The sequence below is a fragment of the Pseudomonas sp. IT-P12 genome, from assembly GCF_949767465.1.
In the GTDB taxonomy this organism is placed as follows: Bacteria; Pseudomonadota; Gammaproteobacteria; order Pseudomonadales; family Pseudomonadaceae; genus Aquipseudomonas.
Genome location: NZ_CATKPY010000011.1, coordinates 604,556 through 615,956, shown reverse-complemented (window position 1 = coordinate 615,956; position 11,401 = coordinate 604,556). Strand labels below are relative to the sequence as shown.

The 11,401-nt window shown below is 62.6% G+C and carries 12 protein-coding genes; 11 read left to right on the top strand and 1 reads right to left on the bottom strand.

Annotation, left to right across the window (positions count from 1 at the left end):
• The first annotated feature begins 28 nt into the window (after nt 1-28).
• The 4 genes from ACM6IM_RS06000 to ACM6IM_RS05985 all read left to right on the top strand — a co-directional run bounded on the left by ACM6IM_RS06000 (nt 29) and on the right by ACM6IM_RS05985 (nt 3,352).
• Nucleotides 29-658: a glutathione S-transferase family protein gene (locus ACM6IM_RS06000; protein ID WP_414864504.1), complete on the top strand. Its 630-nt coding sequence runs from the start codon at nt 29-31 to the stop codon at nt 656-658.
• Nucleotides 659-827: 169 nt separating this feature from the next.
• Nucleotides 828-1,748 (top strand): LysR substrate-binding domain-containing protein, encoded by a 921-nt coding sequence (locus tag ACM6IM_RS05995; protein WP_414864503.1) that lies wholly within the window; start codon nt 828-830, stop codon nt 1,746-1,748.
• Nucleotides 1,748-2,656: a LysR family transcriptional regulator gene (locus ACM6IM_RS05990; RefSeq protein WP_414864502.1), complete on the top strand. Its 909-nt coding sequence runs from the start codon at nt 1,748-1,750 to the stop codon at nt 2,654-2,656. The genes ACM6IM_RS05995 and ACM6IM_RS05990 overlap by 1 nt, the downstream gene beginning before the upstream one ends.
• Before the next feature lie 135 nt (nt 2,657-2,791).
• On the top strand, nt 2,792-3,352 hold the full coding sequence (locus ACM6IM_RS05985; protein WP_414864501.1) for a cupin domain-containing protein: 561 nt from the start codon (nt 2,792-2,794) through the stop codon (nt 3,350-3,352).
• Here ACM6IM_RS05985 and ACM6IM_RS05980 read toward each other — a convergent pair.
• The gene (locus ACM6IM_RS05980; protein ID WP_414864500.1) at nt 3,336-5,237 is read right to left on the bottom strand and encodes a sigma 54-interacting transcriptional regulator; all 1,902 of its coding nucleotides are present in this window, start codon (nt 5,235-5,237) and stop codon (nt 3,336-3,338) included. The two genes, ACM6IM_RS05985 and ACM6IM_RS05980, sit on opposite strands and share 17 nt — an antisense overlap.
• 241 nt (nt 5,238-5,478) lie before the next feature.
• Here ACM6IM_RS05980 and ACM6IM_RS05975 point away from each other — a divergent pair, with 241 nt between their 5' ends.
• From ACM6IM_RS05975 to ACM6IM_RS05945, 7 genes are all read left to right on the top strand, one after another.
• Complete coding sequence (locus ACM6IM_RS05975; RefSeq protein ID WP_192308038.1) at nt 5,479-5,961, top strand: MSMEG_0572/Sll0783 family nitrogen starvation response protein; 483 nt, start codon at nt 5,479-5,481, stop codon at nt 5,959-5,961.
• Between the two features lie 85 nt (nt 5,962-6,046).
• On the top strand, nt 6,047-7,024 hold the full coding sequence (locus ACM6IM_RS05970) for a Nit6803 family nitrilase (RefSeq protein WP_414864499.1): 978 nt from the start codon (nt 6,047-6,049) through the stop codon (nt 7,022-7,024).
• Nucleotides 7,011-8,093 (top strand): MSMEG_0568 family radical SAM protein, encoded by a 1,083-nt coding sequence (locus ACM6IM_RS05965; RefSeq protein ID WP_192308036.1) that lies wholly within the window; start codon nt 7,011-7,013, stop codon nt 8,091-8,093. The genes ACM6IM_RS05970 and ACM6IM_RS05965 overlap by 14 nt, the downstream gene beginning before the upstream one ends.
• A gap of 14 nt (nt 8,094-8,107) precedes the next feature.
• Entirely contained in the window at nt 8,108-8,668 is a 561-nt protein-coding gene (locus ACM6IM_RS05960) for an MSMEG_0567/Sll0786 family nitrogen starvation N-acetyltransferase (protein ID WP_414864498.1), read from the top strand.
• Entirely contained in the window at nt 8,661-9,692 is a 1,032-nt protein-coding gene (locus ACM6IM_RS05955; RefSeq protein ID WP_414864497.1) for a sll0787 family AIR synthase-like protein, read from the top strand. The genes ACM6IM_RS05960 and ACM6IM_RS05955 overlap by 8 nt, the downstream gene beginning before the upstream one ends.
• Before the next feature lies 1 nt (nt 9,693).
• Complete coding sequence (locus tag ACM6IM_RS05950; RefSeq protein ID WP_414864496.1) at nt 9,694-10,023, top strand: MSMEG_0570 family nitrogen starvation response protein; 330 nt, start codon at nt 9,694-9,696, stop codon at nt 10,021-10,023.
• A gap of 49 nt (nt 10,024-10,072) precedes the next feature.
• A complete protein-coding gene (locus ACM6IM_RS05945) occupies nt 10,073-11,371 on the top strand; it encodes an MSMEG_0569 family flavin-dependent oxidoreductase (protein ID WP_414864495.1) in 1,299 nt (432 codons plus the stop codon).
• Nucleotides 11,372-11,401 lie beyond the last annotated feature (30 nt).

Here is an 11,401-nt window from a genome sequence, read left to right as displayed (position 1 = left end):
CCATCAGAAAGCCAACAAGGAGTCCGTCATGTCCCAGAAAGCGATCATGCTGTACCGTCATCCATTGTCCGGCCACTCTCACCGTGTCGAATTGATGCTGTCCCTGCTTGGGTTGCCCACCGAACTGATCGACGTGGACCTGATGAAGGGTGCGCACAAAACCCCTGAATTCCTGGCGCTCAACCGCTTTGGTCAGGTGCCGGTCATTGATGACGATGGCGTCGTGCTGGCGGATTCGAACGCCATCCTGATCTACCTCGCCGAAAAATATGACAACGACCAGTGGTTGCCCAGCGATCCGCTCGCCAGGGCCAAGGTCCAGCGCTGGCTTTCCGTGGCCGCCGGCCAGATCAACTCGGGGCCAGCCGCCGCGCGCTTGATCACCGTGTTTGGTGCCGGTTACAACGCCGTAGACGTCATTGGCCGCTCTCACGGCTTGCTCAAAGTGATGGAAGAGGAGCTGGGCCAAAGCCAATTCCTGGCCGGTGACCAACCGACCATTGCCGATGTGGCCGCTTACACCTACGTGGCCCACGCGCCGGAGGGCAATGTCTCGTTGAGCGATTACCCGAATGTCCGTGCCTGGCTGGCACGTGTCGAAGCGTTGCCACGTTTTGTCGGCATGCAGCGCACGGCGGTGGGCTTGCAACACGCCTGAGTCTGGTCGCGGGGCTGGTCGCAAGGTTTTCCGGCCAGCCCCATCCCCGTTCAAGTCGCTACCCCAGCGCACTTCTTTCATCCCCAAGCGTGCGAAAGTCGCCATCGACGACAATACTGGCAGATTGCTCAGTACGCGCCGCAGAACCTCAATCACAATCGGGTTGCCCATGGATCGCTTCCAGGAAATGCAGATTTTTATGGCCGTTGCAGAGGAAGAGGGGTTTGCTGCCGCTGCACGTTCGCTGAGGATTTCGCCACCGAGCGTGACCCGCGCCATTGCCGCAATGGAAGAACGGATCGGCACTCAGTTGTTGTCTCGAACCACTCGCAGCCTGCACCTGACCGAAGCCGGGCAACGTTACCTGGAAGACTGCCGGCGCATCCTGGGAGAACTCGACGAAGCCGAAGAGGCAGCCGCCGGCAGCTACTCGGTGCCTTGCGGGCTGCTGACCGTGACGGCATCGGTATTGTTCGGCGAGTTGTACATTGCCCCGCTGATGGCCGATTACCTGGACCAGTACCCCTCGGTGCACCTTAACGCGATGTTCGTCGATCGCGTGGTCAGCATGGCCGATGAAGGCATCGACGTGGCGATCCGCATCGGTCATTTGCGAGAGAACAACCTGAATGCGATCAAGGTCGGTGAGGTGCGCCAGGTGATCTGCGCCGCGCCCGCCTATTTCGAGCGCTATGGCCGCCCGAAGCACCCTGAGGACTTGAGTTCGGCCAACATCGTGATGTCTTCTGCCAGCCATTTGCTCAGCGATTGGGTGTTCATGAAGGATTCCAACCCCCTGAGTTTTCGTTTCAACCCGCGCCTGGTCGTCACCGCCAATCAGGCCGCGATCAATATTGCCAGCCGCGGCTGGGGCCTGACACGGGTGCTGTCCTACCAGGTGGCCAGCCGTGTCGGCGCCGGTGAACTGGAGCTGGTCCTCGAGGACTACGAACCGCCGGCGTTGCCGATTCATGTGGTGTATCAGAAGAGCAACCGGGTGGCCGCGAAAGTTCGGACCTTCGTCGACTTCCTCGTTGAACGGCTGGAGCGTGATGAAGCCCTGATCCCCAGTGCACAAGGCCCAACCTGATGGATCGCTACCATGAGATGCTGATGTTCACTGCGCTGTCCGAACGCCCCAGCCTCGCGTCGGCGGCACGGCGTCTCAACGTGTCCGGGCCGACGGTCATGCGCGCGGTCGCCCGACTGGAGGCGCGACTGGGCGTCACGTTACTGCTGCGAAGCACCCGAGGCATCACCCTGACCGAAGCCGGGGCGGCGTTCATGGCCGATGCTTCACGCATCCTCAAGGCGGTCGACGAGGCCGAGGCGTCTGCCAAAGGCCTGCATGTCCAGGCCCAGGGCAACCTGACGGTGTTGTTGCCCTTGCTGTTCAGCCGTTACGTGATGACGCCGGTGCTGACCGGCTACATGGATCTGTACCCCGAGGTCGGTATTTTCGCGCGCTACCACGACCGCTCCGCCAACCTGTACGAGGAAGGAGTGGACGTGGCGGTGCTGGTGGGGAACCTGCCCAATTCATCGTTGATTGCCCGGCCCGTGGGGCATGTCCAGTCGATCGTCTGCGCCAGCCCCGATTACTTTGCGCTGCATGGTGAGCCCGACGTTCCCGAAGACCTTTGCAACCATCGGTTGATCGCCACGCAGCCCAACCAGAACAGCGTGCAATGGCCGTTTCAGAATCGGGGCGAGCCTTTCATCGTCAAGGCACGCACGCGCCTGAGTTGCGCCACGTTACAAACAGCCATCGATGCGGCGGCCAATGGCGCCGGGGTCACCCGTTGCCTGAGCTATCCGTTGTACGACTATTTGAAGGCAGGCCGATTACGCAGGGTGCTGCACGCCTATGACCCGCCGTCGATGCCGGTGCACGTGGTCTACCGGGAAAGACGCAACGCCTCGATGCGTGTGCGCAGTTTTGTCAACTATGTCGTCGATCGGTTACGCGAGCATCCGGCGATGCGGCTCGACGGGTAATCCAACACGCTCCATTGGCGGACGCAGACGGCGCAGATCGCGGGTTCTGCACCAGTGGTCTGAAGCGGCGGTTATCGACATCGAGCGCGCTGGCCGAGCCGGGCGACGGTGGATCATTCGAGGGCATTGACCGACATGGAGCAATCAGAAAGGCTGCTGCTGGTGCCCGGTGGTTATCCGCTCTGGATCGACGTGCCTGAAGCCAGCATCGACGGGGCGGCAACAGCCATGCGCTTTGAACTGCCTTTGCACGGGCATAACCTGCCATTGATGCACCGACGAGAGAGCAAATGGGTGGTGGCCCTCAAGGGCGAGCTGGAGCTGCGCACGGGTCGCCAGCGGCAGGTCCTGCTCAGGGAGGGCGAGGCGGTGAAACTGCAGGCGGGCACTGCGCACCGAATTCACCAGCACGGTGCGCACCCGAGCACGGTGGGCATCGTGCTGTGGCCCGGCGCCGTAGAGCAGGCCTTCCGTGAGCTGGCAGCGCTGGCAGCCTCTCCCGGTTTTGCGCGGGAGGCCATGGTCGACATCCTCGACCGCTATGCCGTGGTGTGGACGAATCGTGCGCACGAGGCGGGCTCGCAACACTTTGACGTTCGTACCCTGGGGGAATGCCTGGAGACGCTTTCGCCGCAGATCGCGCAGCCCTTGATGTTGAAATGGACGACGCCGGCGCTGCTCAATCCGACAGCTTGATCTTCAGCCGCTTGAACCTCGACGCCAGGGTCGTGGGTTTTAGCCCCAGCAGCTCAGCCGCACCGCCCTTGCCGAACAGCTTGCCATCCGCTGCTTTCAACGCAGCCTGCATGTTGTTGCGTTCGAGGTCGCGAATCTGCGCATCCGTCATGATCGTGGGCGAGGGTGGCTGCGCAACGGGCGAGCCGGTTTTCGGTTCATCGGGCAGGTCCAGGTTCAGGTCCGCGCCGATCGAGGTGATCAGCGCGCGCTCGATGACATTTTGCAATTCGCGGATATTGCCCGGCCACGAGTAGCGTTGCAGGCGTTCGATGTCGCTGTTGCGCAAGCGTCTTCCCGGCATGTTCAAGCGTTTTCCGGTCTGCTTGAGGAAGTGCGCCGCCAGGGCGCCGATGTCCATCAGGCGCTCACGCAGCGCCGGCGACTGGATGGGAAAAACGTTCAGGCGAAAATACAGGTCTTCGCGAAAATGCCGGGCGGCGACCTCTTCGCGCAGATCGCGATTGGTCGCGGCAATGATCCTCACGTCGACCTTGCGCGTGCGCTCTTCGCCAACGCGCTCGAACTGTCCTTCCTGCAACACCCTCAGCAGCTTGCTCTGAAGTTCCAGGGGGATCTCGCCGATCTCATCGAGAAACAGCGTGCCGCCGTCTGCCAGTTCGAAGCGCCCGACCCGGTCGCGTACCGCGCCGGTAAAGGCGCCACGGATGTGGCCGAAGAACTCGCTTTCGAACAGCTCGGCCGGGATCGCCGCGCAGTTGACCCGGATCAGCGGGTGGGCGTTGCGTCGACTGGCCTGATGAATCGCCCGGGCGATCAATTCCTTGCCGGTGCCGGACTCGCCGTTGATCAGCACACTGGCATCCGTAGGGGCGACCACATCGATCTGGCGGATGATCTTCTTGATCGGTTCGCTGTGGCCCACGATTTCGCGGAAGTTGTGCTCGATGTGGATCTCTTCCTGCAGATAGGCGTTCTGTTCTTCAAGGCGCTGCTTGAGCACCTGGAGTTCTTCCAGGGCGCTTTGCAGCTGGTTCTCCGTACTGCGCCGCTCGGTGATGTCACGGAAGACCACCACGGCACCGACGATGCGGCCATCGGAAATCACCGGCGTACTGGTGAACTCCACCGGGAACGATGTGCCGTCACGGCGCCAGAAGATTTCCTGACGCCCCTCGTGGATGACGCCGTCGCGCACGGCTTTGTAGATCGGACACTCTTCAACCGGGTAAGGGCTGCCATCGGTGTGGGTGTGGTGATGAATGCGGTGGATGTTCTTGCCGATCATGTCCTGTGGTTCCCAGCCGAGCATGCGCGCGCAGGCGGGGTTGACGAAGGTGGCCAGGCCTTCGCTGTTGATGCTGTAGATGCCATCGCCCACGGAACTGAGCAACAGCTGATTGTCGCGCTCGTTTTCCTGGAACAGGTTGAGGATGTTGCGCCACTCGATCAGTCCGCCGCGCATGGTGCGTTCGGTTTCGGCCTGATCGCGCTGGTACTTCTCGCGACTGAGCTCGCGCATCACCAGAATCAGCTGCTGCTCGCCCCTGATCTGCAAGGTGGTGGCGGATATCTCCAGCTCGATACGTTCGCCGCTCTTGCAGTTGCAACTCAACTCGTCGCTCCAGCCGCGCCCCTTGTCCATCACCGCCTGGGTGAAAACGATCAGGTCGGCCAATTGATGACCGAACAGCCTGCTGACCGGCAGTTCGAGCAATTCCTGGCGGGGATAACCGAGCAGCTTGCAGGCGGCGACGTTGAGGTCGCCCAGGCGGTCGGCGAATGGATTGAGCAGCGCGATGGCTTCGGCGCAATGCTCGAACACCATGTGCCGCGACGAGTAGGCCAGGTCGGCCCAGCCGCTGAGAGAGTCTGCTTCATTCATGGCTACGAAATCTCGTGCTGTGGCACTACGAATATTCGTATTTCTACGGGAATGCGTGACTACGCGAAAGCATCAGTTGCCCGTCGAAAAACCGGATCAGAAGGGTATTGCTTTAAGTTTCAACAAGTTGCCTGCAAGTAAAAAACTGTTTTATTTCCTGGCACGGCGTTCGCTCTATCTCCTGCAACACGGCGGCCAGACAGGCTGGCGTTCCACTACCCAGAAACCGGAGAGCGACACTATGCCAAGCGTGGATATCCCCCATTACAAAGACGGCGACTTCCTGGTCAATTACGAAGAGAAAGTCTTCGAGGACGTCAAAGCCGAACCGGGCGAGAAAGTCCTGATCACCTTCCACACCATCGCCTTCGAAGGCTCCATCGGGCTGGTCAACATGCTTCAGGCCAAGCGCCTGCTGCGCAAGGGCTTTGAAACCAAAGTGCTGCTGTACGGGCCAGGCGTGCAACTGGGCGTGCAACGTGGTTTTCCAACCCTGGGCGCGGAAGCCTTCCCCGGACACCTGGCGGTCAACAAGCAACTGGTGCAGTTCATGGAGGAGGGCGGTGAGGTCTACGCCTGCCGTTTCGCCCTGCAAGCGCTGTACGGCCAGACCGAAAAAGCCCTGATCGAAGGCATCCGTCCGATCAACCCGCTGGACGTGATGGACCTGCGCCTGCTGATGCGCCGTGAAGGCGCAATGATCATCGACACCTGGACGGCCTGACGGCACAGCTTCTGTGGGAGGGAACACATCCGCTCCCACAGGACCGCGTCAATCTTTCGAACACTTCTGACTTCAGGACCCCATCATGGCCATCATTCGCGCAGCCGCCGTACAGATCAGCCCGGTGCTTTACAGCCGCGAAGGCACCGTGGACAAGGTCTGCCAGCAGATCATCGCCCTGGGCCGGCAAGGCGTGCAGTTTGCCGTGTTCCCGGAAACGGTGGTGCCTTACTACCCCTACTTTTCCTTCGTGCAGCCAGCGTTTGCCATGGGCGCGCAGCATCTCAAGCTGCTCGATCAATCCGTCAGCGTGCCATCGGCCGCGACCCTGGCCATCGGCGAGGCCTGCAAACAGGCGGGGATGGTCGTGTCGATCGGCGTCAATGAGCGCGACGGCGGCACGATCTACAACGCCCAGTTGCTTTTCGATGCCGACGGCAGCCTGATCCAGCATCGACGCAAGATCACCCCGACGTACCACGAACGCATGGTCTGGGGGCAAGGCGACGGCTCCGGCCTGCGGGCCATTGACAGCAGCGTCGGCCGGATCGGCTCGCTGGCGTGCTGGGAACACTACAACCCGTTGGCCCGCTACGCCCTGATGGCTGACGGTGAACAAATCCATGCAGCCATGTTCCCTGGCTCGCTGGTGGGAGACATTTTTGCCGAGCAGATCGAAGTCACCATCCGTCATCACGCGCTGGAGTCGGGTTGCTTCGTGGTCAACGCCACGGCCTGGCTGGATGCCGACCAGCAAGGGCAGATCATGCAGGACACCGGTTGCGGGCCCGGTCCGATCTCGGGCGGCTGCTTCACGGCCATTGTGTCGCCGGAGGGCAAGCTGCTCGCCGAGCCACTGCGGTGCGGTGAAGGCGTGGTGATTGCCGACCTGGATCTGTCACTGATCGACAAACGCAAGCGGATGATGGATTCGGTCGGCCATTACAGCCGCCCCGAGCTGCTCAGCCTGTTGATCGACCGCACGCCCACCGCGCATGTCCATGAGCGCACCCCGCACCCGGCGGTGGCTGTCAGCGAGGAGTTCGATCATGCAGGCCAATGAACTGCTGGCGGAGCTGCAATGCCATGGCGTGCGCTGGCCCGCCGCGCACAACGGTCTGTCGCGCCAGGGCGGCGCGGGACCATCGGATCACAAGGCGCTGAGTCTGGGTGCGCGGACGATGATGGTGCCGATCCTCAACCAAGCGTCCCAGGACTCACCTTATCAAGCACAGCCGACTGACGATGGCCGCCAGGCGCTGATTTTTCGCGAAGGGCTGCAGGTCGGGCAGGTGCAGATGCCCGGTGTGCCGAAGTTTTACGGCTTGAGTACGGCAGACGGCATTCCCTACTGGAAAATCGCCACCCTGCACAGCAGCGACGTATTGGCCACCACCGTATTGCAGCATTGCATCCGCTTCAACGATCGCGGCAGCTCCTGTCAGTTCTGTGCGATTGGCCAGTCGTTGGCGGCGGGCAAGACCATCGCGCGCAAACGTCCGCAGCAACTGGCGCAAGTGGCAAAAGCCGCAGTGGAACTCGACGGGGTCAAGCACATGGTGATGACCACCGGCACGCCACAAACCTCCGACCGTGGCGCGGCGATCCTGTGTGAGTCGGCCGCGGCAGTGACGGCAGCGGTCGATCTGCCGATTCAGGCGCAATGCGAGCCACCGGACGACGACCGCTGGTTCCGGCGCCTGGCCGACAGCGGCGTGGTGTCACTGGGCATGCACCTCGAAGCGGTCACCGACGACGTTCGCCAGCGCATCATGCCAGGCAAGGCCCAGGTGCCGCTCAGTCGCTATTTCGAAGCGTTCAGCGCTGCGGTCGAGGTGTTCGGTCGTGGCCAGGTCAGCACCTACATCCTCGCCGGGCTGGGCGACAGCGAAGCGGCGATCAGTGAGATGAGCGAGCGTTTGTGTGCGCTGGGGGTGTATCCGTTCGTGGTGCCATTCGTGCCCATCGACGGCACGCCGCTGGCCCATCACCCCAAACCCGACAGCGCGATGATGGCCCGCCTGTATCCGCAGATCGGCGCGAGCCTGCGCCGCCACGGCCTGCACTCTGATCGGATCAACGCCGGTTGCGCCAAGTGCGGCGCGTGCTCGGCCCTGAAAAGCTACGAATAAGCCGGAGAACGTCCATGCCAAATCTCGCCTATGCGTTGGTCGACAGTACGTTTGAACCGTTTCGCGCCGGTGAACTGCTGGTCAAGCCGGCCAGCGAACACTGGGAGAAACAGGCCTATTACGCGCTGCGTCGCTCGGTATTTTCCGATGAGCAACAGCTCCTGGCGCAGGACAAGGACCGCCACGATTTCCAGGCGATTGCCATCGTCGCCCTGGCCGGCAACTGCGGCATGGCCGATCAGGTGGTGGGCGCGGTGCGCATCTATCAATCGGAGCCGGGTCTCTGGTATGGCGGCCGGCTCTGTGTGGCCCCGGCGTATCGACGGCACAGCCTGATTGGCACCGCGTTGGTCAATGAAGCGGTGTCGCGCGCCAAGGACCTGGGAAGCGAGGTGTTCCGGGCCACGGTGCAGGCGCAAAACGAACGGTATTTCCATGGCCTGGGCTGGCAAACCCTAGAAACCCTGGAACTGGTCGGCCAGCCCCATTGCCTGATGCAGGCGGATCTGCCGAGCTATCCGTTGATGCCGCGCCAGGTGTCGCTGCGGGCATTGAAGGTGGCCCGACATGACTGAGTTCGTGGATCTGTCGACGCTGCTCGAGACGTTGCGCAATACCCCGGCGATGCGCGCCAAGCAGGCGATCCAGCAGCCCGCCGCCGCCATCGGAGCTGCCGGGCACTCGCTGAGCCGAGAGCAGCTCTACGCGCTGCCGGGCGATGACACGGCCGCCATCGCCTGTGGCGAGCATTTTCAGCTACTGGCCATTGAAGGCATGTTGCCGGCGTTCGTCGAGGTGGCGCCGTGGTTTGCCGGGTGGTCGGCGGTCATGGCCAATGTCAGCGATATCACCGCCATGGGCGGGCGGGCGACGGCGGTGGTCAATGCCTACTGGCATCACGACGACGCAGCGGCGCAGCAGATGCTGGCAGGTATTCGCGCTGCCTGCGCCGCCTATGGTCTGTTGCTGGCCGGTGGGCACACCAGCCTCGCCTCCGGCCATCCGGGCGCGCTGGCCGTGGCCATTACCGGCATTGCGCACACCTTGCTGTCGACCCTGCATGTCGCCCCCGGCCAGGTCATCGCCATGGCGGTGGACCTCGAAGGCGTCTGGCATGCCGACAGCCCCTATTGGAAAGCCTTCGAAGGCGTACCGGCCGAACGCCTGCGCAGCAAGCTCGACGTCCTGCCACGCCTGGCCGAGGCCCGACTGCTGCACGCCGCCAAAGACATCAGCAATGCCGGGGTGCTCGGCAGCCTGTTGATGCTGCTGGAAGCCACCGGCTGCGGTGCGACCATCGACCTGTCCGCGCTGCCGCGTCCGCCGGGTGCCGAATGGCTTCGCTGGCTGCAGGTGTTTCCCAGCTACGGGTTCCTGATGACCCTCGATGAGCGGGACTGGCCTCAGGTGCAGAGCGCATTCGCCTTCGAAGGCGTGTGTTGCGCACGCATTGGCCAGGTCACCGCCGACGGCGCATTGCGCACTCGCCTTGGCCTGCAGCAGGCGCCGTTCTGGAACTTGCGTGAGCAGGCCTTCACCGGCTTCAGCTACTCCCATCTCGACCTCAGCCCTTTAAACCTTGCACAACAGGAGCACTGACATGCCCGCCGTCAATTTCAAGATCCGCTGGCCCAATGGCCGGGAAGCCACCGGCTACTCGCCCTCGACCGTGATTTTCCAGTACCTGGAAGAGGGCGCCAGCTACGCGCTCACGGACTTCCTGCAACGCCTGGACAGTGCGTTGAACAACGCCTCGGAGCGGGTCAGGGAGGTCAAGGGGTTCTATTGCAGTTCGGCCATGGACACCTTGAACTCGCTCAAGGGCCAGGCCAGCTACCTGCCAGATCCTGGCGAAGGGCAGGTGGAGATTCTCAGCATGCGTACCGAAGGCGCCGGCCAGGTGATCGGTGCGGGCTGGGGCTCATTCTGACTGATCGATCTTTCTCTCACCCTTTCATCACCGATGACCGGAGCAGCACATGACCCGCCCACTTACCTCAATCAAACCCCTGCATTACAGCGTGATCGTCGTCGGCGGCGGTCAGGCCGGGTTGTCCGCCAGCTATTACCTGCAACGCGAGAACATCGATCACCTGGTCCTGGAAAAGCACAGCGTGACCCATACCTGGCGTAACCAGCGCTGGGACGCCTTCAGCCTGGTGACTCCGAACTGGCAATGCGCCTTGCCGGGCTACAGCTACAACGACGACTTCAAAGGCACCGACCCGCACGGTTTCATGAAGAAGGATGAAATCAACCAATACCTGGCCGGATTCGTCAAAAAGGTCAATGCGCCAGTACGTGAAGGGGTTGCCGTGCAACGGGTGATTCCTCGCGCCGAGGGCGGCTTCCAGGTACACACCTCACAGGGCGAGTTCAGCGCCGACCAGGTGATCGTGGCGTCCGGCGGTTACCACACACCGATCATTCCACGCCTGGCGGAGCGTTTGCCGGCAGAGCTCAACCAGATCCATTCCGAGCAGTACCGCAATCCCCAGGCGTTGCCCGCCGGGAATGTGCTGGTGGTCGGCTCCGGGCAATCCGGTGCGCAAATTGCCGAGGACTTGCACCTGGCCGGGCGCAAGGTCTATCTGGCGGTGGGCGATGCACCGCGTTGCGCGCGTTTCTACCGGGGCAAGGACGTGGTCGACTGGTTGGCGCAGATGGGCTACTACGATATCGGCGTCGACACCCACCCCCTGCGTGAAGGCGTGCGCGACAACACCAACCACTACGTCACGGGCCGCGACGGCGGGCGAGACATTGATCTGCGCCACTTCGCCCGCGAAGGCATGCGGCTGTTCGGTCGCCTGGACGGGTTGCAGGGTACGCGCCTGCAATTCGCCAACAACCTGGCGCAGAGCCTGGACAGCGCCGATGCCGTGTACAACCGCATCAACGCTTCGATTGACCAGTACATCGAGCAGCACGCGATCGATGCGCCACCCGGTGAGCGTTACCAGCCGGTCTGGACCCCGGAGCAGGCGTGCGACGAGCTGGATCTTGAGCAGGAAGGCATCACCAGCATCATCTGGTGCATCGGCTTCAGCCCGGATTTCACCTGGCTGGAAGCCCCGGTCTTCAACGGTCGTGGTCATCCCGCTCATCAGCGCGGTGTCACGGCCCAGCCCGGCCTGTACTTTCTGGGGTTGCCGTGGCTGTACACCTGGGGTTCCGGGCGTTTTTCCGGGGTGGCCAAGGATGCGCAGTTCCTGGTGGATCGCATCAGCGCATCGCGCGCCGAACCTGCCGAGACGAGGCGAGCGATTGCAAAGTGATCGTCTGCGCCAGCCCCGGACAGTCCGCCA